This window comes from Streptomyces sp. Isolate_45 (genome assembly GCF_024721315.2).
Lineage (GTDB): Bacteria > Actinomycetota > Actinomycetes > Streptomycetales > Streptomycetaceae > Streptomyces.
In genome coordinates, this window is the sequence record NZ_JANFAK020000001.1 from 156,723 (window position 1) to 182,001 (window position 25,279).

Annotated in this window: 20 protein-coding genes and 3 rRNA genes; 9 read left to right on the plus strand and 14 right to left on the minus strand. The window is 68.9% G+C overall.

Translation table 11 applies throughout. The features are described from left to right. Positions 1-34 precede the first annotated feature (34 nt). Positions 35-1,036 carry an inorganic phosphate transporter gene (locus NOD94_RS00790; protein WP_281203692.1) on the minus strand — a complete coding sequence of 334 codons (1,002 nt, stop codon included), beginning with the start codon at positions 1,034-1,036 and terminating at the stop codon, positions 35-37. A gap of 5 nt (positions 1,037-1,041) precedes the next feature. Next, positions 1,042-1,662: a DUF47 family protein gene (locus NOD94_RS00795; RefSeq protein ID WP_267091204.1), complete on the minus strand. Its 621-nt coding sequence runs from the start codon at positions 1,660-1,662 to the stop codon at positions 1,042-1,044. Positions 1,663-1,856: 194 nt separating this feature from the next. Between NOD94_RS00795 and NOD94_RS00800 the strand changes: the two genes are divergently transcribed. Beyond that, on the plus strand, positions 1,857-2,198 hold the full coding sequence (locus tag NOD94_RS00800) for a metal-sensitive transcriptional regulator (protein WP_281203693.1): 342 nt from the start codon (positions 1,857-1,859) through the stop codon (positions 2,196-2,198). A gap of 146 nt (positions 2,199-2,344) precedes the next feature. Here NOD94_RS00800 and NOD94_RS00805 read toward each other — a convergent pair whose 3' ends face one another. Together NOD94_RS00805 and NOD94_RS00810 are read right to left on the minus strand one after the other, a co-directional pair. Next, on the minus strand, positions 2,345-2,497 hold the full coding sequence (locus NOD94_RS00805) for a hypothetical protein (protein WP_281203719.1): 153 nt from the start codon (positions 2,495-2,497) through the stop codon (positions 2,345-2,347). A gap of 147 nt (positions 2,498-2,644) precedes the next feature. Continuing rightward, a complete protein-coding gene (locus NOD94_RS00810; RefSeq protein ID WP_281203694.1) occupies positions 2,645-3,496 on the minus strand; it encodes a hypothetical protein in 852 nt (283 codons plus the stop codon). A 457-nt stretch (positions 3,497-3,953) separates the two neighbouring features. Here NOD94_RS00810 and NOD94_RS00815 point away from each other — a divergent pair, with 457 nt between their 5' ends. Next, positions 3,954-4,187, plus strand: a complete 234-nt coding sequence (locus NOD94_RS00815; RefSeq protein WP_281203695.1) for a hypothetical protein — start codon at positions 3,954-3,956, stop codon at positions 4,185-4,187. A gap of 156 nt (positions 4,188-4,343) precedes the next feature. On the opposite strand, the gene NOD94_RS00820 is transcribed toward NOD94_RS00815, so the two are convergent. From NOD94_RS00820 to NOD94_RS00840, 5 genes are all read right to left on the minus strand, one after another. Beyond that, complete coding sequence (locus tag NOD94_RS00820; protein WP_281203696.1) at positions 4,344-5,039, minus strand: phosphatase PAP2 family protein; 696 nt, start codon at positions 5,037-5,039, stop codon at positions 4,344-4,346. A 183-nt stretch (positions 5,040-5,222) separates the two neighbouring features. After that, positions 5,223-6,254 (minus strand): bifunctional lytic transglycosylase/C40 family peptidase, encoded by a 1,032-nt coding sequence (locus tag NOD94_RS00825; protein ID WP_281203697.1) that lies wholly within the window; start codon positions 6,252-6,254, stop codon positions 5,223-5,225. 59 nt (positions 6,255-6,313) lie between these two features. Beyond that, entirely contained in the window at positions 6,314-8,023 is a 1,710-nt protein-coding gene (locus NOD94_RS00830) for a serine/threonine-protein kinase (protein ID WP_281203698.1), read from the minus strand. Positions 8,024-8,110: 87 nt separating this feature from the next. After that, positions 8,111-8,908, minus strand: a complete 798-nt coding sequence (locus tag NOD94_RS00835) for a thioesterase family protein (protein WP_281203699.1) — start codon at positions 8,906-8,908, stop codon at positions 8,111-8,113. Between the two features lie 55 nt (positions 8,909-8,963). Next, positions 8,964-9,572 (minus strand): LysE family transporter, encoded by a 609-nt coding sequence (locus NOD94_RS00840; RefSeq protein ID WP_281203700.1) that lies wholly within the window; start codon positions 9,570-9,572, stop codon positions 8,964-8,966. A 121-nt stretch (positions 9,573-9,693) separates the two neighbouring features. On the opposite strand from NOD94_RS00840, the gene NOD94_RS00845 reads away from it, so the two are divergent. After that, positions 9,694-10,506, plus strand: a complete 813-nt coding sequence (locus tag NOD94_RS00845; RefSeq protein WP_281203701.1) for a pentapeptide repeat-containing protein — start codon at positions 9,694-9,696, stop codon at positions 10,504-10,506. 471 nt (positions 10,507-10,977) lie between these two features. Here NOD94_RS00845 and NOD94_RS00850 read toward each other — a convergent pair whose 3' ends face one another. Beyond that, a complete protein-coding gene (locus NOD94_RS00850; RefSeq protein ID WP_348652298.1) occupies positions 10,978-12,156 on the minus strand; it encodes an alpha/beta hydrolase in 1,179 nt (392 codons plus the stop codon). A 773-nt stretch (positions 12,157-12,929) separates the two neighbouring features. Between NOD94_RS00850 and NOD94_RS00860 the strand changes: the two genes are divergently transcribed. The 6 genes from NOD94_RS00860 (at position 12,930) to NOD94_RS00885 (ending at position 20,021) form a co-directional block, all read left to right on the plus strand. Continuing rightward, the gene (locus NOD94_RS00860) at positions 12,930-13,238 is read left to right on the plus strand and encodes a hypothetical protein (RefSeq protein WP_053676383.1); all 309 of its coding nucleotides are present in this window, start codon (positions 12,930-12,932) and stop codon (positions 13,236-13,238) included. Between the two features lie 102 nt (positions 13,239-13,340). Next, positions 13,341-14,174: a hypothetical protein gene (locus tag NOD94_RS00865; RefSeq protein WP_281203702.1), complete on the plus strand. Its 834-nt coding sequence runs from the start codon at positions 13,341-13,343 to the stop codon at positions 14,172-14,174. Further along, entirely contained in the window at positions 14,164-15,498 is a 1,335-nt protein-coding gene (locus tag NOD94_RS00870) for a hypothetical protein (RefSeq protein WP_281203703.1), read from the plus strand. Before NOD94_RS00865 ends, NOD94_RS00870 begins: the two co-directional genes overlap by 11 nt. Then, positions 15,495-17,057: an SCO6880 family protein gene (locus NOD94_RS00875; RefSeq protein WP_281203704.1), complete on the plus strand. Its 1,563-nt coding sequence runs from the start codon at positions 15,495-15,497 to the stop codon at positions 17,055-17,057. The genes NOD94_RS00870 and NOD94_RS00875 overlap by 4 nt, the downstream gene beginning before the upstream one ends. A gap of 19 nt (positions 17,058-17,076) precedes the next feature. Then, entirely contained in the window at positions 17,077-18,492 is a 1,416-nt protein-coding gene (locus NOD94_RS00880; RefSeq protein ID WP_281203705.1) for an ATP-binding protein, read from the plus strand. A 2-nt stretch (positions 18,493-18,494) separates the two neighbouring features. Beyond that, a complete protein-coding gene (locus tag NOD94_RS00885) occupies positions 18,495-20,021 on the plus strand; it encodes a type VI secretion protein (protein ID WP_281203706.1) in 1,527 nt (508 codons plus the stop codon). Here NOD94_RS00885 and NOD94_RS00890 read toward each other — a convergent pair. The 4 genes from NOD94_RS00890 to NOD94_RS00905 form a co-directional block, all read right to left on the minus strand. Continuing rightward, a complete protein-coding gene (locus tag NOD94_RS00890) occupies positions 20,018-20,569 on the minus strand; it encodes a GNAT family N-acetyltransferase (protein ID WP_281203707.1) in 552 nt (183 codons plus the stop codon). The two genes, NOD94_RS00885 and NOD94_RS00890, sit on opposite strands and share 4 nt — an antisense overlap. A 79-nt stretch (positions 20,570-20,648) precedes the next feature. Beyond that, positions 20,649-20,765: ribosomal RNA gene (gene rrf / locus NOD94_RS00895) — 5S ribosomal RNA — on the minus strand. Between the two features lie 74 nt (positions 20,766-20,839). Further along, positions 20,840-23,962, minus strand: a 23S ribosomal RNA gene (locus NOD94_RS00900). A gap of 287 nt (positions 23,963-24,249) precedes the next feature. After that, a 16S ribosomal RNA gene (locus tag NOD94_RS00905) occupies positions 24,250-25,279 on the minus strand; the annotation flags it as partial.

Below are 25,279 nucleotides of genomic sequence, written 5' to 3' on the forward strand. Positions count from 1 at the left end.
GAGCCGGCCCGCTTTCGTACCGGGACGCCGACGGCTAGCCGACGAAGGCGAGGTTCACGATCCAGAAGCTGACCGCGGCCACCAGGGCCGCGGCCGGCATGGTGATGAACCAGCCGAGGATGATGTTCTTCGCGACACCCCAGCGGACGGCGTTGATCCGCTTGGTCGCGCCCACGCCCATGATCGCCGAGGTGATCACGTGCGTGGTGGAGATCGGGGCGTGGAAGAGGAACGCCGAGCCGAACATGATCGAGGCGCCGGTGGTCTCCGCCGCGAAGCCCTGCGGCGGGTCCAGCTCGATGATCTTGCGGCCGAGGGTGCGCATGATGCGCCAGCCGCCCGCGTACGTACCGAGCGACAGCATCACCGCGCACGCGATCTTGACCCAGATCGGGATCGCGTCGCCCGCGCCCTGCACGTCGGCGATGACCAGGGCCATCATCACGATGCCCATCGTCTTCTGGGCGTCCTGGAGACCGTGGCCCAGGGCCATGCCGGCCGCGGACACCGTCTGCGCGATGCGGAAGCCCCGCTTGGCCTTGTGCGGGTTGGCCCGGCGGAACATCCACAGGATGGCCACCATCACCAGGTAACCGACCACGAGACCGACGACCGGCGAGACGAACATGGGGATGACGACCTTGTCGACCACCCCGGACCAGATCACCTCGGTGCCGCCCGCCAGCGCCGCGCCCACCATGCCGCCGAACAGCGCGTGCGAGGAGGACGAGGGCAGGCCGAAGTACCAGGTGATCAGGTTCCAGACGATCGCGCCGACCAGCGCCGCGAAGAGGATCCACATGCCCCGGTTGCCGTGGGGCGTCTCGATGAGACCCTCACTGACCGTCTTGGCCACGCCGCTGCCGAGGAAGGCGCCCGCCAGGTTCATCACCGCCGCCATCGCGAGCGCCGCGCGCGGGGTCAGGGCCCGCGTCGAGACGGACGTGGCGATGGCGTTCGCGGAGTCGTGGAAGCCGTTGGTGTAGGTGAAGCCGAGCGCGACACCGATGGTCACGATCAGCGCAAAGGTGTCCACGTGGTTCAGGACTCCTTGACCGCGATGGTCTCCACCGTGTTCGCAACGTGCTCGAACGCGTCGGCCGCCTCTTCGAGCACGTCGACGATCTGCTTGAGCTTCAGCACCTCGATGGCGTCGTACTTGCCGTTGAAGAGCTGGGCGAGCAACTTGCGGTGGATCTGGTCGGCCTGGTTCTCAAGGCGGTTGACCTCGATCCAGTACTCGGTCAGGTTCTCCATCGTCCGCAGGTGCGGCATGGCCTCGGCCGTCAGCTCGGCGGCCCGCGCCAGGACCTCGATCTGCTGCTCGACGCCCTTGGGGAGCTCCTCCACGTTGTAGAGGACGACCAGGTCGACCGCCTCTTCCATGAAGTCCATGATGTCGTCGAGGCACGACGCGAGGTTGTAGATGTCCTCGCGGTCGAACGGCGTGATGAAGGAGGAGTTCAGCTGGTGGAAGATCGCGTGCGTCGCGTCGTCCCCCGCGTGTTCCGCCGCCCGCATCCGTTCCGCGATCTCGGCCCGCGCGGACGGATCCGCTCCGAGCAGTTCCATCAGGAGCTTGGAGCCCGTGACGATGTTGTCCGCGGAGGCGGCGAACATGTCGTAGAAGCTCGTCTCCCTGGGGGTCAGACGAAATCGCACGTGAGGTCCTCGGGGTGCATTGGGTTCGGTCAGGCTGATGCTAGGCGCATCCCCCGGCCACGGCTAACCGGCCGTTCCCCAGTGTCCTCCATCGGGCACAGTGGGCCGCACGGACCCCTGCCCCGCCGGCGGGGGCGAAGTATCCTATACCCATGAGGGGTATGTACCCCTCGTTCCGGACCACGGGAGGACGCATGACGACCATCGAGGCGGAAGGTTCCGGAGCCGACGCCGGCACCGCCCCTGTCCAGGCCGTGCACGGGTACCACCACCAGAAGGACGAGCACCTCAAGCGGCTGCGGCGCATCGAGGGCCAGATCCGGGGCCTCCAGCGGCTCGTCGACGAGGACGTCTACTGCATCGACATACTCACCCAGGTCTCCGCGAGCACGAAGGCCCTGCAGTCCTTCGCCCTCCAACTGCTGGAGGAACACCTGCGGCACTGCGTCGCGGACGCGGCCGTCAAGGGTGGGGAGGGGATCGACGCCAAGGTCGAGGAGGCCACGAAGGCCATCGCCCGCCTCCTGCGCACCTGAGGCGCCCCTCACGCGCACGTCCGCCCGCCGACCCCCGCCTCCGAGCCCCCGCCTCCGATTCGCGCGGGCGGGGCTCCCGGGGCCCGATCAGGGCCCGCAGGGCCGATCACAAGGCCGGTGACCGGGCCGCGGCCCGGTCGGGCCGATCAGAACCCGATGCCCATCAGGACCTCGTCGATCCGGTCCTGGCTCAGTCGGTCCTCCACGGCGGCGGACGCCGCGATGATCAACTCACCGCACAGCTCGATCTCTGCGAGCGCCACGTGGTCCTGCACCGTCGTACCGCCCGCGGGAGTCACGCGTGTCACCTCTTTCTGCCGTCATCGCCCTTCGACGCCCGGCCTCTCAGCGTAGGGATCGGACCCCGTTGCGCGCATGACACGGATGGACCATTTCCGGATAGTGGGGCCATGGCCCGGACGCACCGGCCCGGCCCGGCCGCCCGGTCAGTCGGCGATCTTCCCGGCGAAAATGTCCCCGCTTGCGGGCAATGCCACGGTGACCGGGGTCCCGAAGCCGTAGAGCATCGTGGTCGAGGAGACATCGATCACGCCATTCTTGACGTACGTGAACCGGTGCCGGACCTTGCGCAGGAGCCCCTCCTCGTCGAGGTAGACGTCGAAGGGCACGCTGTCCTTGCTGAACCCTTTCGCCGCCGCTTCCAGGGCCTCCTTCACCCCCGGCGAGGCGGTCCGCGCCGCCCGCCCGATGTCCGTCGTCCCCTGGTAGTGCCACACCCGGGTGCCCGCGACCTCGTCCTCGCCGACGTACGTGACGCCCTGCGCGGCACGCAGCAGCTCGACGGCGGTCAGCGGGTCAGTGGCCCCGCCGGTGACGAGGTTGCCGTCGGCGAGGGCGGTCGTGTCGACCCGGACCCACTTGTCGTCGGGGACCCCCGCGCCGCGGTTCTTCATGTACAGGGCGCCGGGGACGAGGAGCTCGGTGATGGGCCGGTGCTCGGCCTTGCCCGTCACGTCGGCCGGGAGCATCACCAGGAGCTGTCCCATGCGCTTGCGGAAGTCGACGCCGCCCTCGCCCCGGATGGTGACCCGGGTGCCGCCCGTGGCCATCTCCATGGCCGTACGGGCCCGCGCGCTGCCGGCGCCGGCCAGCCCGTCGGCGGCCCCGCGGATCGCCGCGGCGGTGTCGCGGGGCGCCCGGGCGTCGTCGCTCGCGGAGGCCTCGCCGGATCCACCGCCACCGCACGCGCCCAGCGCGGCCACGGTCACCGCCATGCCGACCGCGACCACCGCCTCACCCGCACGTCCGCGCCGCCGCCTGTGCTGGTGCACCACCATCGCCTGCCAACCCCCAACGCATGAAACCTGCTTGCCCGAGGCCCCCACCCGCTCCGGTTAACGAGGTCCGGGGTTTCCCGTCACGGGCCGTGGACTGCCGGGGGCCGTACCGGACGGGGGCGCCCCCGGGTACCGTGGGGACGTGGATCCGCACACCAAGGCGACCCTGTCCCCTCCGTTTACCGCTGTGCCGCTTCCGCGTCACCCCGCGGAGCCCGCACAGCCACCTCTCGGCCACACCACGAGCACCGCGGAACGCGGCTCGTTCTGTCTGGCCGTCTGCAGCTGCGGTTGGACGGGCCCCGCCCGTCGCTCCCGTGACCTGGCGAGACGGGACGCCACCCGGCACACCTCCGGGTAGCCGCCCCGGCGCCGCCACCGGCCCCCGCACCCGCGCGTGTCGCCCGTTCGGACGGCCCGGGTGGCATGGCCGGGCGCGAGCGGATGCCCTGGTCTCATGCCAGGAACCGCACCCCGCTACGCGGCCCTCCTCTGGGCCCTGCTCATCGCGCTCACCCCGGCCGCGGCCTGGGCCCGCCCCGTGGGCTCCGCGGACGGGCCGGCCGACGTGGCGCTGGCCGTCGGGGTCACCACCGCCGCGGCCGTGGCCACCGGGCTGTGGCTGCGTTCCCGCTACCGCCGCGAGGAGCCGACCCGGGACGACGGTCCGGGCCCCGGCGGCGACCGGTGACCCCACGCCCCCGCCCGGCGGCGGTGCGGCTCTGCTTCGGCGCGGCGGGGCTCTGCCTGCTGGTGGCGGGGCTGCTCGCGGTGTGGAACTCGTACGCCGGCTGACGGCGTGGCCGCGCCGACCGGCGGCTCGGGCTCGGGCTCGGGCTGCGGGACCTCAGGCGGCGAGGTCGCTCTCCGCCGACCGCTGCGCCAGCTCCACCGGCGTGGCCACCACCCGGTCCCGGGCGCGGACGAGCCGTCCGAGGCCGGGCGTGCGGGCCAGCGTACGGACCACCGGGGTCAGCAGGGCCATGGCGAGCGGCGCGAGGAGCAGGACGACGGCCGTGCCCAGGGCGAAGCCGCCGATCACGTCGGTCGGGTAGTGGACGCCCATGTAGACGCGGCACAGGCCCTCGGCGAGGGCCAGTCCGAGGCCGATCAGCCCGAGCCTGCGGTTCACGAGGAACACGCCGACCGCGAGGGCCATCGTCAGGGTGGCGTGGCCGCTGACGAAGGAGAAGCCCCCGCCCTGTCCCTGGCCGACGGCGAACACGTCGAGGCCCTCGTGCTGGACGAACGGGCGCGGTCGGGCGACGAACTCGCGCAGCGGCACGTTCACGAGCAGTGCGAGACCCGCGGCGAGCGGGGCCCATACGAGCGCGGCGAACGATTCGACGGCGGTGGCCTCGTCCTGCCTCCGGGCGCCGCGCCAGCACCACAGCACCAACAGGACCAGGGCGAGCGGAAGTCCGTACTCCGCGAGGAGGCCGACGGCCCGGTCGACGCCGTCGGGAGCACGCCGGGCAAGGCCGTTCACCTCGTACAGCAAGCCGACATCCACATTCGGCCCACCACTTGTGAGTCCAGCCATGCGACGCGGCCCCTTGCCTAGGTCCCCTGCGGGCGCGCTGCGCTGCGCACCCCTTTCAACCCCCGTCGATCAACTCTCGTGTCCATGGAACGCCCGTTCTGGCAGGTCCGTTCCACTCTCCACCGAATGATCACTCCAACGTTATCGAAGAGTGACTCATCGTCGCAGCTCAAGGCCTTTGGTTCACGGAGAGTTGCTGGGGGCGGGGGCGGCGGGCGTCCGCTCCGGAAGCGCTTCGGCGCCGTCCTTGGTGACCCGCGTCGCACCGAAGTAGTCCGGAGTGTCGATCTTGTCGAAGCGGATGACCGCCCCGGTGAACGGGGCGTTGATCATGTAGCCGCCGCCCACGTACATGCCGACGTGCCGGATCTCCCGGGAATTCGTCAGATCGTCGGAGAAGAAGACGAGATCACCGGGGAGCAACTCCGCGCGCGAAGGGTGCGATCCGGCGTTGTACTGGTCGTTCGCGACGCGCGGCAGCTCGATCCCCACCGTCTCGTACGCCGCCTTGGTGAGCCCGGAGCAGTCGAAGCGCCCGCCTTGATCGGGAGTGCCGTTGCCGCCCCACAGGTAGGGGGTGCCGAGTTGCTTCTGCGCGAAGTAGATGGCGCCGGCGGCCTGCTGGGAGGGCGCGACCCGGCCGAGGGGCCGCGCGAAGCTCTTCTCCAGGGACCGAATGGCCTTCACGTACCCCTGCGTCTCGCTGATCGGGGGCACGCCGCCCGCCTTGATCACGCGGTAGGGGCCGGCGTTGTAGGCGGCGAGCATATTGTCCGACAGGTTGCCCGGCACCTTCGCGACGTCCTTGGCGAGTTGACAGTCGTACGTCGCCGCCGCCGGGATCGCGTCCTTCGGGTCCCAGATGTCCTTGTCGCCGTCACCGTCGCCGTCGACCCCGTACATGGCCCACGTGCCCGGGATGAACTGGGCGATGCCCCGCGCGTCGGCGTGGCTCACCACATCGGGCTTCCAGCCGCTCTCGGTGTACAACTGCGCGGCCAACATGGCCGGATTCAGCGCGGGGCAAAGGTTTCCCCACTTCTCCACCAGCGGCTGGTAGATCGCCGGGACCGCCCCCTTGACCAGCCCGACGGCGCCCTGCCTACCGCCGTTCACGATCCCCGCCGCCGCCGAGTAGGTGCCCACGACGAGCAGCGCGACGAAGCTCAGGCACACGCCGATGCCGATCCCGCTTGCCATCCAGAACTTGCGCACCCGTCAACACTGCCTCATGGCACGAGGCCTGACAGCGCATTAGTCGGCCTGTGTTCGCATTATTTCACCGGAAAGCCGGTGCAGTAGATGCTGCTGTACTCCCTGATGCCCCTGACGCGGTAGACCAGCACGGTCCAGTCACCGGGGTCGTTGGCGAGCGGGATGGCCGGGAAGGTCCTCGGGGACCCCTGGTAATCGTCGAATTTCATGACGAAGTCGTCGGGATAGGTGAGTTCCACGCTGCCGCCGGAGGCCTTGTCCGCGAGATCGACGGGCTTGCTGGTGTAGCCGATGGTCTTGTTGTAGTCGCGGACGTGCTCGTAGGGCCGCGAAGTGCTCAGCTCGATGTCGTGCGGAGGCTTGACCCCGACGGAGACGATGTAGGGCGCCTTCTCCGTGTGGTACGGCTTCAGGTAAATGCTGATCTTGACCTTGCCCGTGGCCGTCTTCGCGTCCGGGACGTCGGCGTCGGCCACCGAACCCACCAGGAACTCCGCCCGCTCCTCCCCGGGCAGGTTGCAGCCCCCGTCACCCGGAGCGGTACCTCCCCACAGGTCCCGGGACACCGAGTTGTTCTCGATGTGGTCGGGCAGCGCACCGCCCGCCCCGCCGCCCTCCGGTGCGGCAGCCGAGCCCGACGGCGAACCACCGCCCCGCGGCCCCTGAGCGGCCGCCTTGTCCTCGGTGTTCCGCGACAGCACGTACCCGCCCGCGACCAGCCCGACCACGACGAGGCCGGCCACGGCCGCCAGCACCGGGCGGGACGGACGCCGGCCGGCCGACGCCCCGGCGACTGGCGCGGCCACCGGCCGCGGCGGCACGTACGTCGGCACGTAGCCGCCCGGACCGCGGGAGAGCCCGGGACCGACGGTGACCGGCAGCCCGGCGGCCACCCCGCTCGGCAGCCCCCGCTCCTGCTCGGCTCCCGCCGCCAGGAGCGTCGCGTACACCGGATCGTCGACCAGCGCCGCGTCCACGGCGCACCGCCGGATGACCTCCGCGAGCGCCGGGCGCGCACCCGGCTCCGCCGCCACGCAGGCCCGGACCAGCCCGGCCAGGCCGGGCTCCACACCCTCCACGTCGATCTCGCCGTGCACCGCGCGGAAGTTGACCGCGGTCGGCTCGCCGGTACCGAAGGGCGCCCGGCCCGTCGCCGCGTACGCGATCGTCGCCCCCAGCGCGAAGACGTCCGCCGCGTCCGCCACCTCACCCCGCAGCAACACCTCGGGCGCCGTGTACCCGGGCGTGCCCGGGGCCGTACCGAACTGCGTCAGCGCCGTCTGCGCCGCCGCCCTGGCGATGCCGAAGTCGATGAGCTGCGGCCCCTGCACCCCCAGGATGACGTTCTGCGGCTTGAGGTCCCGGTGCGTCACCCCGTACGCGTGGACGCTCGCGAGGCCCTCCGCCAGCGCGGCGAACAACTTGCGGCAGGTATCGGCCGGCAGCGCCCCGCGGTCGCGCACGGCGTCGGCGAGGGTGGGCCCGGCGACGTACTCGGTCGCCAGCCAGTACGGCGGCGCCGCCAACGACGCGTCGATCAGGTTCGCCGTGTACGCGGAACGCACCGCCCGGACCGTCTCGGCCTCCCGGCGGAACCGCGCGAGCGCCTCCGGGTGCCCGGTGATCTCGTCCTTGATCACCTTGATGGCGACCAGCCGACCGCCCGGCGACCGCCCCAGGTACACCTGCCCCATGCCCCCGGCCCCGATCCGGGCCAGCAGGGTCTGCGCCCCGATGTGGGTGGGGTCGGTGTCTCTCAGCGCCTCCATCCGTCCGAGATTGCCACATCGACTTCCGGGCGTGACCGCCGGGTTGACGCTCCGTCCGGGACCGAGCGGCACCCCGGAGCCCGGCCCTCAGCGGCGCGGTGCCACGAACAGGCTCTGCGCGCCGCGGCCGATGGGCCCCTTCTCGTCGTGCAGGCGGGAGTCGGCGAGCCCGATGCCCGCCGCGTCCACGCTCGTACGGGCCTCCACGCAGACCCATTCGCCGACCGGGTGGCGGTGCAGGTGGACGCTGAGGTCACCGTTGACGAAGACGTACCGGCCGAAGTCCACCGCCGAACCGATCCCGTTCCCGGAATCCGCGGCGACGAGCACCCGGTCCAGCGGCCGGACCTCCTCCCCCGCCACGAGCGGCACCCTCATCCGCATCCAGCAGGTCCCCGGCCCGAGCTCGGTGAAGGCGCCCTCGGTGAACCGGGTCTCCATCGCCGAGTGATAGCCGGTCTCCCACGGCACCGGGAAGAACGGCGTCACCGCCACCTCCCCCGGCGGCGGCAGCAGCGCGGCCGGGGCCACCGCGGGCACCGGCTCGGCGGCGACCCTGACCCGCAGCGCCCGCGCCAGCATCACCGGCGCGTCCGCGCCCTCCGGTACGAGCGCCGCCTCGACCACCTCCGTACCGCGGCCGGACCGCAGCACGCTCGTGGTGATCTCCAGCCCGCCGATCGGCACCGGCCGCAGGATCTCGTACGTGATCCTGGCGATCCGCATGTCCGTACGCCCGCCCGGCCGCTCCTCGACCGCCCGCCCGAGCAGCGCGGCCGGCGGACCGGCGTGCTGCGACCCCACGTCCCACGGCCCGCGCGTGGCTTCGCCCGCCCGGAACCGTCCCGCGTCGACCCGCTCGTAGAACCCGTCGGCAGCATCCATGCCACCGCACGCTACCCACAGGTAACCCGGGGCACCAGCCCGTCGCGGCGGCCGGTCAGCGAGCGAACCCGAGCCCGACGCCCAAGCCCACCAGCACCGAACCGATCACCCGGTTCAAGGCCTTCTGCGCCTTCAACATCCGCTCGCGCAGCCGCACGTCGGAGAAGAACAGCGCGACCGCCCCGAACCACACCAGGTGCGCCGCCGCCATGAACAGTCCGTACCCGGCCTGCTGCCACGTCGAGGTCCCCGGGTTCACGACCTGCGTGAACGTCGACACCACGAACAGCGTCGTCTTCGGGTTCAGCACGTTCGTCAGGAAACCCGACCGCAACGCCCCGAGCGGGGTCAGCCCCGGCTTCGACTCCAGGTCCACGGTCAGCTCGGCCCGCGCCCGGAAGGTACGGATCCCGATCCACACCAGGTACGCGGCGCCCGCCAGCTTGATCGCCGTGAACAGGGCGGTGGAGGACGCGATCAGCAGGCCCACGCCGAGCATCGTGTAGGAGACGTGCACCAGCACCCCCGCCGCGACACCGGCGGCCGCGAACAGCCCCGTCGGACGCCCGTACAAATAACTGTTCCTGACCACCATGGCGAAGTCCGCACCGGGACTGATCACGGCGAGCAGAGTAATAACAGCAACTGCGATCACTTCTGTCATGTACGGATGCTCACCGCTCCCCCCATGCCGGATCAAGGAATTCCGCCCACCGGAGCCCGCCGAAGTCCGCCGGTGCCCGCCGGTGCCCGCCGCCGCCGCACGCTCGGGCGACAATGAAGGCGTGTCCACCACAGCCCTTCCCGTCCTCCAGGCCGACTGCTCCAACTGCTTCGCGCTCTGCTGCGCGGCCCTACCGTTCGCGAAGTCGACCGACTTCGCGGTGAACAAGCCGGCCGGCACCCCCTGCACGAACCTCCGGCAGGACTTCCGCTGCGGCATCCACACCGCCCTGCGCGACAAGGGCTTCCAGGGCTGCACCGTCTTCGACTGCTTCGGAGCCGGCCAGCAGGTCTCCCAGGTCACCTTCGGCGGCCGGGACTGGCGCGCCCACCCCGACACCAAGGGCCCGATGTTCGAGGTCTTCCCGGTGATGCGACAGCTCCACGAACTCCTCTTCTACGTCGCCGAGTCCCTCACCCGCCCGGAAGCCGCCCCCGCCCACCCGGACCTGCGCCGCGCCCTGACCCGGACCGAGGCCCTGACCCGGTCGGACGCCGCCACCCTCGCCGCCCTGGACGTCGGCGCCCTCCGCCAGGAGATCAACGTCCTCCTCCTGCGCACCAGCGAACTGGTCCGCGCCACGCTCCCGGGCCGCAAGAAGAACCACCGCGGCGCCGACCTGATGGGCGCCCGCCTCACCGGCGCCGACCTGCGCGGAGCGAACCTGCGCGGCGCCTACCTGATCGCCGCCGACCTCCGCCGCGCCGACCTCCGCGGCGCCGACCTGATCGGCGCGGACCTCCGCGACACCAACCTCCGCGACGCCGACCTCCGCAACACCCTCTTCCTCACCCAACCCCAACTGAACGCAGCCCAGGGCAACCCCGCCACCCACATCCCACCCACCCTCACCCGGCCCTCCCACTGGACGTAGGCCCGGTACCGGGGGGCTTCGCCCCCGCCCCCGCCGACCCTCGGGGAGCAGGATTCAGGGCGGAGCCCCGTCCCTCCGCCCCCGGACCCCCGCCGGCGTTCGCAGCGCGGGGCTCCGGGGGCGGAGCCACCTTCCCCAGCCCACCGGCAGGTGCGGCGCCGGCGGCGATGCGGAGCGCACGTCCCCTCACCCCGCCCCTCTGGCGTTCGAGGCACGGGGGGCCGGAGCGCAGCCCCCTGCCCCAGCCCCGCCGCGTTCACGGCCCGGCCTCCGGGTGCGCGGCCCCGCTCCCCGCCCCCGCCCCTCGCCGTACGGGGGTTGGCACGCAGCCCCCTCCCCCAGCCCCGCCGGCGTTCGCAGCGCGGGGGTCCGGGGGCGGAGCCCCCGGGAAACGGCGAAAGGGCGGGTAGGGGACCGGCCCCGCGCAGCGGCACCCCGGCCTCCACGCAGAGCAGAGATCCTCCCCGTCCCTCACAACCTCCGCAGGAACTCCCCCACCACCCCCCTGAACCCCTCCGGGTCCCCGGCCCGCACCCCGTGCCCCACCGGCAACTCCACCAACCGCACCCCACCCCTCCGCACCGTCATCTCCCGCGCATGCTCCGCGGACAACACCCCGCTCCGATCCCCCCGCACCAGCAGCGTCGGCTGCCGCACCGCCAGCCAGTCCGCCCAGTGGTCCCCGTTCAGCCCCCGCTGCGATTCCACCGCGTCCCCCGCCACGAACGCCGTCCCCCACCCGTCCGGGTACTCCCTCAACGACCCGGCCAGGGCATCGGCCGCACTCCCCACCCCCGCCAGGAACGCGGCCCGCGTACCGGCCCGCCGCGGCCACTCCCCTACGTAGGACAGGTCGCCCTCCACCACCGCCCCGACGTCCTCGACGACCACCGCCCGCACCAACCCGGGCCGTCGAGCGGCCAGCTGATACGCGTTGACCCCGCCCAGCCCGTGCCCCATGACCACCGCCGGCCCGAGCCCCAGGTGCTCCAGTACGGCGGCCGCGTCCGCCACGTACCCCTCACGCCCGTACTCCGGCGCCCGGTCCGACGCCCCGTGCCCCCGCTGGTCGACCGCGATCACCCGCCACCCCGGCCCGACCTCGCGGGCGAACCGTTCGTAGGACCGTCCGTCCTGGAAGTGCCCGTGCAGCGCCAGCAGCGGCGCCCCCGCCCCGCCGAAGTCCGTGTACGCCACCCGCCGGACGGGTCCACCGACCCCACCCTCGACCCCTCCGACCTCGACCACACCCGGCAGCGGCCCCAGCTTCTCCGCCACCCGCTGCCGCAGCAGCTGGTACTCCTCCCACCGCCGCGGCAGCCGTCCGCCCGGCCGCTTCCCCATCAGCCGCCCCGGCGTCACCGTCTGGCCGCGCCGGAACTGCTCCCGCGTCAGGTCGATCCGGATGCCGCCGGGCAGCACGTTCCAGCAGTGGTAGCCGTGCTGTTCCCCGTCCAGCCAGACCTCACCGACCATCAGCTCCCCGCCGACGAGGTCCTGCACGACCAGCGCGGTGATGTCGCAGTGCCCCCAGGCCGGATTGTCGGCCGTCCAGGGCGCCCGCTCGACATCGTCGGGCGAGCAGGTCTCGGCCGACCAGCCCGCACGAATGGCCGCCTCCAGGTCCGCGAGTGTCCAGGGAGTCGTCATCCCCCAAGCCTCCCGCATCCCACCGACACCGACCGTCCATCGCCCCTCCCCGCCCTCCCCCACCCGCGCCCACCACCACCCTTACGCGCCCCTCATGCCTCCACGCGCCCCCGCGTCGTGACGACATCCCCGACCGGACGCCCCGTCAGGGCTTGCGCACCGCCCTCCACCCCCGCGTACAGCTCAGGCTCGCCGTGCCCCGGCCCTCGGAAAGACACCACCCGTCGTGGCGAGCACCTTCACGTCCGCCCGCTCACCGATGAGCCGCAGCGCCACCGAGCACGCGGTCCGCGGACGTCCCGGGGCCGCCCCGAGCCGGGTCGGATCCCGCCGGCTGGACGACCCGACACCGCAGCACCCGTCCGACTCTCCTCACGCCGCCCCACCGGACGCGGCGAAGCATCCCGCGCAACCGGCGCAACCCACCGCGAGGATGAAACGACTGACGGAATGTCGGACGATGTCAGCGGCCCGCCCCGACGACACGCGGCACCGATGCGCCGATTGGCCGCCCCTCACCCGGCCCCCCGCCCGGCGACCCGGCAATCATTGCCCGGGGTCACCCTCCGTGATACACAGAGTGACCATACGTTCTTCCGCATACACCCCACCCCCGCCCAGGTCAGAGCGCACGGACCGGGTGAGGGCCGGGAGAACGGGTAAAGAGAGCCGTCAAGTCGACGACGGCGACGGTTTCATCAGGGAAGATAGTGCGTGACCCCTGCCGACGGGCACGGGCTACCGGAACTACCCATACAGGGGCGGTGAGTTACATGATCCTGGCAGCGGAAAAGGGCGACATCACCACCATCATCGGCGGAATCGCCCCGAATTGGGGGCCGTTCGGCAGTCTCGGCAACGAAGCGAAGGTCATGATCGAAGTGGTCATGGCCATTGCGATCCTCCTCTGCCTCGGCATCGCCATCTGGGGCGCGGCCAAACAGCGCATCGGCGCGACCGCCCTGCGCGACACCTTCAGCGCGGAACAGGGCAAGGGCCTGATCGTGGCCGGCCTCACGGGCGTCTTCATCATCGGCTCCCTCGGCACCCTCTTCACGATCGTCTACGGAATGGCCGTCTAGCCGTGCAGCCCGGCGGCCGTCGTACCTGATGGCGAATCACCACACCGCGTCCGCGCGGGAACGAGCGCTACCGTCGTACGAGGCGGAGGGGGCGGACACGGAATGAGCAACGACGACCAGTACGGCGGCGGCGGAAGCCACGGCGAGGTCGGCGGCACGGGCCAAACCCGCACCCGCCTCCCGGACTCCCCCTCCGACTCCTACGGCACCCCCCGCCGCACCCCCCGCGCCTCCCGCGGCCTGGTCACGGTGGTCGGTGTGGTGGTCCTGCTCATCGCCGCGATCGCCTTCGCCAACCAGTCCCAGGACCCCCCACCGAACCCCGCCTCGGACAAGCCCCCGACGGACTCCGCCACCACTGCGACAGGAGTGCCGCCGGTAACCACTCCGAAGGGGCAAATCCCCAAGGGATTCGCCCGCGACGAACAGGGCGCCCAATCGGCCGCCGCGAACTTCGCGGTGGCCCTCGGCTCGGACGGGATGCTCAAGAAGGACGTCCGTCACACTCTCGTGGACACCATCTACACGCCGGAGGCGGCGGCCCAGCGCAAGGGCGCACAGGACGCGGCGTACTCACCCACGTTCCTCTCGACCCTCGGACTCGACGCGAACGGGACCGCCCCGCAGGGCAGCACCTTCGTCACCCGCGCCGTTCCGATCGGCACCCGCGTCGAGAGCTACAGCCCCACGACCGCCAAGGTCGCGGTCTGGTACACGGGGCTGCTGGGGATGTCGGGAGCAAAGTCGACCAACCCGGTCCGCACCACCTGGAAAACCTGGACGTTCGAACTGTCCTGGACGGGCGACGACTGGAAGGTCGCCTCCGACACCCAACAGGACGGCCCCGCTCCGGTACCGGGTGACGTCCCCGCCTCCACGTCCGACGACATCAGCAAGGCCGTCCAGGAGTTCGGAGGGTTCACCTATGCCCGGTAGCCGCCGCCACCTCCGCATCGCCGGAGCCCTGGTCGCCGTACAGACCACCGTCGTCCTGACGTCCGCCCGCGCTTTCGCCGCGCCGACCCCGACCCCGTCGGGTTCCCCGAGCCCGTCGGGTTCACCCTCCAAGGACACCCGCTGCGAAGGCGTCATCGGCCCGGTCAGGGAATCCTGTGAACGCAGCGTTGGCGCCAATCCGGGCAGTACGCCGAACACCGGCCTCTCCCCCGACTCCCCCGCCGGCGCCCTGGACCCCCTCTCCTCCCTGGCCCGCGGCTGCGCCGACGCCGCCGCCTGGATCGTCGGCAAACTCAGCGAAGCCGTAAAAAGCACGGCCAACGTCGACTTCACCAACCCCGCCTTCCTCCAGCAGTACGCAGTCGTCTTCGCCGCCTCCACCATCCTCACCCTCGTCCTGTGGCTCCTCGCCGTCGCCAAGCGAGCCGTCCGCGGCGTCCCCCTCACCACCGCCCTCTCCGAGGCCATCGGCTTCCTCTGGCTGACCGTCCTCGCCTCCGCCTTCACCCCCCTGATCCTCTACACCGTGGTCTCCGCCACCGACGGCGTCACCGAGGTCATCGCCTCCGCCACCGGCAGCCAGACCGACGTCTTCTTCGGCTCCTTCACCGAGGCCCTCAAGAAGGGCGAGGACATCGGCGGCGGCCCGATCATGCTGATCGTCGTCTCCCTCGTCACGGTCCTCGCCGCCGGCATCCTGTGGCTGGAGCTCGTCATCCGGGCCGCCCTCCTCTACGTCGGCGCCCTCCTCGGCACCGTCGTCTACGCGGGCCTCGTCGACCGCAACATGTGGGGCCACGTCCGCCGCTGGGCGGGCATCATGATCGCCGTCATCCTCGTGAAGCCGGTCATCGTCATCGTCCTCGGCCTCGCCGGCGCCCTCGCCGGCGACAAGGGCCCCGACGCCTTCTCCGCCGTCGTCTCCGGACTGGCGATCATCCTCCTCGCGATCTTCGCGTCCGCGATGATCTACCGCTTCGTCCCCGGCTTCGGCGACGAGATCGCCTCCGCCCGCACCAACCGCTCCAAGGCCACCGACGGCGCCCAGGCCGCCGCCGTCATCAGCTCCCCCGCCTCCCTGGTCTCCCAGGGCATCAAGACCCACAGCAGCCGCGGCGGCGCCCACCGCGCCGACGGGGGCAGCGGCGGGAGCGGCGGCGGCAACCAGATCTCCGGAGGCATGGCCGCCCACAGCAGCCGCGGCTCCGGCGGCGGCTCCGGCGGCGGAACCGTCCCCCCCGCCGCACCCCCGCCCCGCACCGGCTCCAGCACGACGAGGAACACAGGAGGTGACGGGCGTTGACGACCCAGTCCCACCAGCTCCACCCGATCACGCCCCGCCGCACGTATCTCATCGGCCGGGCCCGGCCGAACGCGATCGTCGGCAAGAACCGCGAGACGGGCGAGATTGCCCTGATCATCGCCGGCGCCTTCATCGGCATGATGAGCGGCCTGCTCGTCCCCGACCTCACCCTGCGCATCGTCGCGCTCGTCGGCTTCCCGCTCCTCGCCCTCGCCGTCGTGTACGTCCCCTACAAGGGCCGCACCTTCTACCGCTGGTTCGAGATCAGCCGCAGCTACAAGCGCATCCTGCGCCGCGGCGCCACCTACCGCTCCTCCGCCGTCGAAGCGGGCACCCGCGCCGCCGACGGCCGCGAGGTCGAGGTCGGCCCGCCCCCCGGCATCGGCCGCATCAACTGGCTCGCCGCGCCCTTCGGCCCCGACGAGATCGCCGTACTCCTCCACGCCGACCGCCGCACCGTCACCGCCGCCATCGAGATCGAGGGCCCCGGCGTCGGCTTGCGCGACAGTGAGGACCAGGAAGCCCTCGTCGACCGATTCGGCACCCTCCTCAAGCACGTGGCGAACGGCGACGGCTTCGTCACCCGCCTCCAAATGCTCGCCCGCACCCTCCCGGCCGACCCGGACGCCCACGCGAAGGACGTCGCCCAGCGCGGCGACACCCACGCCCCCGTCTGGCTCCGCGACTCCTACGACCAGCTCCAGTCGATGGTGTCGACGTCCTCCGAGCAGCACCGCGCGTACCTCGTCGCCTGCATGCACTACACCCGCGACCTGGCCGCCGAAGGCGTCGCCATCGCCCGCGCGTCGAGCCCCCAGAAGGGCCGCAAGCTCGACCGCGACTCCGGCCTCGCCATCGTCATGGCCCGCGAACTCACCGACATCTGCGCCCGCCTCGCCGAGGCCGACATCCGCGTCCGCCAGCCCCTCGGCCAGGGCCGCCTGTCCTCCCTCGTGCACTCCATGTACGACCCGGACCACCCCATCGACCACATCCAGGCCATGACGAAGCGCAACGCCTGGCCCGCCGAACTCGACGCCGTGGAGCCCACCTACCTCCAGGCCAAGACCCGCGAGTCCTCCACCCGCGCCCCCTGGTGCCACGCCACCGCCTGGGTCAAGGAGTGGCCGATGACCCCGGTCGGCGTGAACTTCCTCGCCCCGCTCCTCGTCCACACCCCGGACGTCATCCGCACCGTCGCCGTCACCATGGACCTCGAACCCACCGAGATCGCCATCGAGCGCATGCTCACGGAGAAGACCAACGACGAGGCCGACGCCTCCCGCGCCGCCAAGATGAACCGCACCGTCGACCCCCGCGACATCGCCGCCCACGGCCGACTCGACCAAAGGGGTGAAGATCTCGCCAGCGGTGCGGCAGGGGTCAACCTGGTCGGGTACATCACGGTGTCCTCCCGATCCCCGGAGGCCCTCGCCCGCGACAAGCGCACCATCCGCGCCTCCGCCGGCAAGTCCTACCTGAAGCTGGAGTGGTGCGACCGCGAGCACCACCGCGCCTTCGTCAACACCCTGCCGTTCGCCACCGGCATCCGACGCTAGCTGGAGGGAAGTGCCGCCCATGCGAGATCCCATGACCGCTCTGACGGACGCCTTCACCAGCTTCCTCTTCGGCAAGGTCGAAAGCACGCGCCTGCCCGTACGCACCTCCACCGGGCAGGCGCAAGCCGTCTACCTGCCCACCGCCGCCCCCGGCCTCGGCGACTCGGGCGTCATCATCGGCCGCGAGGTCTACAGCGGCAAGGGCTACATCTACGACCCCTTCCAGCTGTACGGCCAGCAGCTCCCGGCCCCCCACTGGCTGGTGCTGGGCGAATCCGGAAACGGAAAATCGGCCCTCGAGAAGACCTACGTCCTGCGCCAGCTCCGCTTCCGCGACCGCCAGGTCGTCGTCCTCGACGCCCAGGGCGAGGACGGCGTCGGCGAGTGGAACCTGATCGCCCAGCAGCTGGGAATAACCCCCATCCGCCTGGATCCCATCGCCGCGAACGACGACGGGATCCGCCTCAACCCCCTCGACCCGGCGATCACCACGACCGGCCAGCTCGCGCTGCTCCGGACCATCATCGAAGTCGCCATGGGCCACGGCCTCGACGAACGCTCCGGCTTCGCCCTCAAGGTCGCGCACGCCTACGTCGTCGCCACCATCCGGGACCGCCAGCCCGTCCTCACCGACATCGTGGACCAGCTCCGCCACCCCGAAGCCCAGTCCGCGGAAGCCATGAACGTCGACATAGACGACGTCCGGGCCTGGGGCCTCGACGTCGCGCTCGTCCTCGACCGCCTCGTCGACGGCGACCTGCGCGGCATGTTCGACGGCCCCACCACCGTCGGCATCGACCTCGACGCCCCGCTGATCGTCTTCGACCTCTCCCACATCGACCGCAACTCCATCGCGATGCCGATCCTCATGGCGATCGTCGGCGTCTGGCTGGAGCACACCTGGATCCGCCCCGACCGGAAGAAGCGCATCTTCCTCGTCGAGGAGGCCTGGCACATCATCAACAGCCCCTTCGTGGCCCAGCTGTTCCAGCGGCTCCTGAAGTTCGGCCGCCGCCTCGGCCTGTCCTTCGTCGCCGTCGTCCACCACCTCTCCGACGTCGTCGACGGAGCGGCCGCACGCGAAGCCGCGGCCATCCTCAAGATGGCCTCCACCCGCACCATCTACGCCCAGAAGGCCGACGAGGCCCGCGCCACCGGCCTCGTACTCGGCCTGCCCCGCTGGGCCGTGGAGATCATCCCGACCCTCACCCCCGGCATCGCCGTCTGGGACGTCAACGGCAACGTCCAAGTCGTCAAGCACCTCATCACCGAAGCCGAACGTCCCCTCGTCTACACGGACCGCGCGATGACGGAGTCCTCCGGCCCGCAGCTCCCCGACGAACTCCTGGCGGCCGAACTCGAAGCGGAGGAACGAGCCCTGTACATGGAACGCCACCGCCACGGCGGCCCCGGTTCAGCGACCACGGTGGCCTGACCGTGCCCCATGCCGGACGTACGGAGCCCCCGGCGCGAGCCGGCGGCGTCCCCGACGGACTCCTCGTCGGGCTGCTGGCCTTCCTCCTCGGGATCGCCGTCATGGTCTGGTCGGCCACCGGCCTCGCCGCGTTCTTCTCGAAGGGCGCCTGGCCGGACACCGTCACCTTCCGCAGCACCCCGGAGGCCGTCCGCGCCCTGATAGCGCAGCCGCACGACATCGCGGCGGCCTGGCCCGGCACCGACCCCTCCGCCCTCCCGGGCTGGGGCCTGTTCTGGGGCCTGTTCATCGGCCAACTCCTGGTCCTGCTGGTCCTGACGATCTTCACCCTCGGCGTAGTGGCCCGCACGAAGGCCCGCCGCAAGGCCGCCCACCACCCAGCCCCACCACCGGCACCGGCCCCGGCCCCCGCCCCCGCACCGACCCCGACCCCGGCGCCGGTGCCCACACCCGTCCCAGCCCCGAAAACAGCGTCCCCCGCACCGCCGGAGCCCCGCCCCTCCCCCGTGGACGAGGCCTACCGCTACGGCTTCGGATACGCGCCGGCCACCCCCGCGGCGACCCCTGACTCCGCGGGCACCGCCGCTGCCGCCACCGCGACGACCCACACCGCCACCCGCCTGGCCTACGACACACCGACCTCACGCCAACGCCTCGCCGCGGAGGCCATCGCGGCGGCCGAGGGCGCGGTCCTGGTCGTCACGTCGTCCCCGGCACTCTGGTCGGACACCAAGGACGCCCGCGCCAAACTCGGCCCGGTCCTCCTCTACGACCCCTCGCACCTGTGCGACACCCCAGTCCGCATGCACTGGAACCCCGCCGAGGGCTGCGCCGACCGCGACACCGCCGCCGCCCGCGCCGCGGCCCTGCTGGCCCCCGTACGCCCCCAGGCCCGCATCGACTCAGCGCTCGCGGACACCGCGGAGACGCTCCTCCGCAGCTGGCTCCAGGCGGCCGCGCTCGAAGAGCGCCCGTTCAAGCAGCTCCACCGCTGGGCGCAGGGCACCTCCGCCCAGGACCCGGTACGCATCCTCCGCACGCACCCCCGGGCGGCCCCGGGTACGGCCGGCGAGCTGGAGAGCGCCCTCACCTCCCACCCGGAACGCCGCGAACAGGCCCTCCAACTGACGGCCCGCGCCCTGAGCTCCCTCACGTCGATCCACATCCGCGAGGCCTGCAACCCCAATCGAACGGATTCGCTCACCCTGGCTTCGTTCGTGACCGAGGGGGGCAGCCTCTACGTGGTGGGTGAACCCCTCGAAGATCCCCGCTCCCACCCGGGTGCGATGCCGCTGCTGACCGCACTCGCCTCCAGCGTGGTCGAGCACGGCCGCCGCATGGCCGCACGGTCATCCCACGGTCGGCTCGACCCACCACTGACCCTGGTCCTGGAGGACGTCGCGGCCGTGGCCCCGATCCCCCTGCTCCCCGAGCTCCTCGACGACGACACGCTCCCCCTCCTGGCCCTGTGTCGCAGCCGCGAACAGGCCCGCGCCCGCTGGCCCCAGGCCTCTTTCGACCCGCGCTAGGCCGGCCGACCGAGCAGGTGCTCGTGCTCCTCCGCACCCGAGTCCAGCACCACGATCCGCCCGCTCGGGGTGAAACCGAACCGGCGGTAGAAGGCCGCGGCCCGCGCATTGTCCCGGTGCACGAAGAGCCGTACCCGATCCAGCGCCGGCTCTTCCAGCGACCACGCCCATTCCACCGCGGCGGCCAACAGCCCCTCGGCCATCCCGCTGCCGCGCCACTCCTCGCGGACGAACACCCCCACGAGGTGCCCCTGCCCCTGCTCGACAACCTGCCCGAAGATATCGACGGACCCGGCGTCCTCGACCAGCACCGTCACGCCCCCGCCCCAAGTACCGTCGGGCCCCTCAGCGACGAACTGCCGAGCCGTCCGCCCGTGCGAAGCTCCTTCCGCCCTCTGCTGCCAGAACGCGTCAGAATGCGACTCCGCCTTTTCAACGGTCTCCAGGAAAGCCACCGAGGCCGCCGGATCCTTGAGCGCGGCAATCCGCAACTCCTTGACCTGCCGCCACTCGCCGGCACGGACGGGACGTATCGAATGCTGATCCATGACCAGGAATCCTAATGGACCCCCAAACGCAGAAAAGCCCCGCACCAGATAACTGGTGCGGGGCTTTCCCACAATGATTGTTCGGCGGCGTCCTACTCTCCCACAGGGTCCCCCCTGCAGTACCATCGGCGCTGAAAGGCTTAGCTTCCGGGTTCGGAATGTAACCGGGCGTTTCCCTAACGCTATGACCACCGAAACACTATGAAGTTGACCAACCGGGCATGGACACGGTTCGTTACTTCAGAACTAACACAGTGGACGCGAGCAACTGAGGACAAGCCCTCGGCCTATTAGTACCAGTCAGCTCCACCCGTTACCGGGCTTCCACATCTGGCCTATCAACCCAGTCGTCTACTGGGAGCCTTACCCTCTCAAGGAGGTGGGAATACTCATCTTGAAGCAGGCTTCCCGCTTAGATGCTTTCAGCGGTTATCCCTCCCGAACGTAGCCAACCAGCCATGCCCTTGGCAGGACAACTGGCACACCAGAGGTTCGTCCGTCCCGGTCCTCTCGTACTAGGGACAGCCCTTCTCAATATTCCTACGCGCACAGCGGATAGGGACCGAACTGTCTCACGACGTTCTAAACCCAGCTCGCGTACCGCTTTAATGGGCGAACAGCCCAACCCTTGGGACCGACTCCAGCCCCAGGATGCGACGAGCCGACATCGAGGTGCCAAACCATCCCGTCGATATGGACTCTTGGGGAAGATCAGCCTGTTATCCCCGGGGTACCTTTTATCCGTTGAGCGACGGCGCTTCCACAAGCCACCGCCGGATCACTAGTCCCGACTTTCGTCCCTGCTCGACCCGTCGGTCTCACAGTCAAGCTCCCTTGTGCACTTACACTCAACACCTGATTGCCAACCAGGCTGAGGGAACCTTTGGGCGCCTCCGTTACTCTTTGGGAGGCAACCGCCCCAGTTAAACTACCCATCAGACACTGTCCCTGATCCGGATCACGGACCGAGGTTAGACATCCAGCACGACCAGAGTGGTATTTCAACGGCGACTCCACAACCACTGGCGTGGCTGCTTCAAAGTCTCCCACCTATCCTACACAAGCCGAACCGAACACCAATATCAAACTATAGTAAAGGTCCCGGGGTCTTTCCGTCCTGCTGCGCGAAACGAGCATCTTTACTCGTAGTGCAATTTCACCGGGCCTATGGTTGAGACAGTCGAGAAGTCGTTACGCCATTCGTGCAGGTCGGAACTTACCCGACAAGGAATTTCGCTACCTTAGGATGGTTATAGTTACCACCGCCGTTTACTGGCGCTTAAGTTCTCAGCTTCGCACACCCGAAAGTGCACTAACCGGTCCCCTTAACGTTCCAGCACCGGGCAGGCGTCAGTCCGTATACATCGCCTTACGGCTTCGCACGGACCTGTGTTTTTAGTAAACAGTCGCTTCTCGCTGGTCTCTGCGGCCACCCCCAGCTCACGGAGTAAATCCGATCACCAGTGATGGCCCCCCTTCTCCCGAAGTTACGGGGGCATTTTGCCGAGTTCCTTAACCATAGTTCACCCGAACGCCTCGGTATTCTCTACCTGACCACCTGAGTCGGTTTAGGGTACGGGCCGCCATGAAACTCGCTAGAGGCTTTTCTCGACAGCATAGGATCATCCACTTCACCACAATCGGCTCGGCATCAGGTCTCAGCCTTGATGAGGGACGGATTTGCCTACCCCTCGGCCTACACCCTTACCCCGGGACTACCACCGCCCGGGTTGGACTACCTTCCTGCGTCACCCCATCGCTTACCTACTACCACCTTGGGCCGGCGGCTCCACCACTTTCCTTTCCCCGAAGGGTCCGGAACGGCTTCACGGCCTTAGCATTAGAGGATTCGATATTGGGCGTTTCAAAGCGGGTACCGGAATATCAACCGGTTGTCCATCGACTACGCCTGTCGGCCTCGCCTTAGGTCCCGACTTACCCTGGGCAGATCAGCTTGACCCAGGAACCCTTAGTCAATCGGCGCACACGTTTCTCACGTGTGTATCGCTACTCATGCCTGCATTCTCACTCGTGAACCGTCCACAACTAGCTTCCGCTGCTGCTTCACCCGGCACACGACGCTCCCCTACCCATCACAGCGGGCGTTGGCCCTATTGCTGCAATGACACGACTTCGGCGGTACGCTTGAGCCCCGCTACATTGTCGGCGCGGAATCACTTGACCAGTGAGCTATTACGCACTCTTTCAAGGGTGGCTGCTTCTAAGCCAACCTCCTGGTTGTCTCTGCGACTCCACATCCTTTCCCACTTAGCGTACGCTTGGGGGCCTTAGTCGATGCTCTGGGCTGTTTCCCTCTCGACCATGGAGCTTATCCCCCACAGTCTCACTGCCACGCTCTCACTTACCGGCATTCGGAGTTTGGCTAAGGTCAGTAACCCGGTAGGGCCCATCGCCTATCCAGTGCTCTACCTCCGGCAAGAAACACGTGACGCTGCACCTAAATGCATTTCGGGGAGAACCAGCTATCACGGAGTTTGATTGGCCTTTCACCCCTAACCACAGGTCATCCCCCAGGTTTTCAACCCTGGTGGGTTCGGTCCTCCACGAAGTCTTACCTCCGCTTCAACCTGCCCATGGCTAGATCACTCCGCTTCGGGTCTAGAGCGTGCAACTCAATCGCCCTGTTCGGACTCGCTTTCGCTACGGCTTCCCCACACGGGTTAACCTCGCTACACACCGCTAACTCGCAGGCTCATTCTTCAAAAGGCACGCAGTCACGACCCATTGAGTAAACTCAATGAGCGACGCTCCCACGGCTTGTAGGCACACGGTTTCAGGTACTATTTCACTCCGCTCCCGCGGTACTTTTCACCATTCCCTCACGGTACTATCCGCTATCGGTCACCAGGGAATATTTAGGCTTAGCGGGTGGTCCCGCCAGATTCACACGGGATTTCTCGGGCCCCGTGCTACTTGGGAGATTCTTAAGCAAGCCGCTGATGTTTCGTCTACGGGGGTCTTACCCTCTACGCCGGACCTTTCGCATGTCCTTCGACTACATCAACGGTTTCTGACTCGCCGACCGGCCGGCAGACCGATCAAAAGAATTCCCACAACCCCGCATGCGCAACCCCTGCCGGGTATCACACGCATACGGTTTGGCCTCATCCGGTTTCGCTCGCCACTACTCCCGGAATCACGGTTGTTTTCTCTTCCTGCGGGTACTGAGATGTTTCACTTCCCCGCGTTCCCTCCACACTGCCTATGTGTTCAGCAGTGGGTGACAGCCCATGACGACTGCCGGGTTTCCCCATTCGGACACCCCCGGATCAAAGCTCAGTTGGCAGCTCCCCGGGGCCTATCGCGGCCTCTCACGTCCTTCATCGGTTCCTGGTGCCAAGGCATCCACCGTGTGCCCTTAAAAACTTGGCCACAGATGCTCGCGTCCACTGTGTAGTTCTCAAGCAACGACCAGCCACCCATCACCCCACCAGACAAGCTGGCGAGTTCACTGGGGCCGGCATCGCGAAGATAAGACCTTACGGCCGTACCCTCAGATACCCAACAACGTGCCAGACACGATTCCCTCGACCATCACTGTTTTCCACGCCGAAGCAGTACTTACAGAGAGGTTTCGGAAACCGTGCCAAATAATCAACGTTCCACCCATGAGCTGACCGTGCAGAACATTTGTCTGCAATCGGTACTGTGCTCCTTAGAAAGGAGGTGATCCAGCCGCACCTTCCGGTACGGCTACCTTGTTACGACTTCGTCCCAATCGCCAGTCCCACCTTCGACAGCTCCCTCCCTTACGGGTTGGGCCACCGGCTTCGGGTGTTACCGACTTTCGTGACGTGACGGGCGGTGTGTACAAGGCCCGGGAACGTATTCACCGCAGCAATGCTGATCTGCGATTACTAGCAACTCCGACTTCATGGGGTCGAGTTGCAGACCCCAATCCGAACTGAGACCGGCTTTTTGAGATTCGCTCCACCTTGCGGTATCGCAGCTCATTGTACCGGCCATTGTAGCACGTGTGCAGCCCAAGACATAAGGGGCATGATGACTTGACGTCGTCCCCACCTTCCTCCGAGTTGACCCCGGCGGTCTCCTGTGAGTCCCCATCACCCCGAAGGGCATGCTGGCAACACAGGACAAGGGTTGCGCTCGTTGCGGGACTTAACCCAACATCTCACGACACGAGCTGACGACAGCCATGCACCACCTGTATACCGACCACAAGGGGGGCACTATCTCTAATGCTTTCCGGTATATGTCAAGCCTTGGTAAGGTTCTTCGCGTTGCGTCGAATTAAGCCACATGCTCCGCTGCTTGTGCGGGCCCCCGTCAATTCCTTTGAGTTTTAGCCTTGCGGCCGTACTCCCCAGGCGGGGAACTTAATGCGTTAGCTGCGGCACCGACGACGTGGAATGTCGCCAACACCTAGTTCCCAACGTTTACGGCGTGGACTACCAGGGTATCTAATCCTGTTCGCTCCCCACGCTTTCGCTCCTCAGCGTCAGTAATGGCCCAGAGATCCGCCTTCGCCACCGGTGTTCCTCCTGATATCTGCGCATTTCACCGCTACACCAGGAATTCCGATCTCCCCTACCACACTCTAGCTAGCCCGTATCGAATGCAGACCCGAGGTTAAGCCTCGGGCTTTCACATCCGACGTGACAAGCCGCCTACGAGCTCTTTACGCCCAATAATTCCGGACAACGCTTGCGCCCTACGTATTACCGCGGC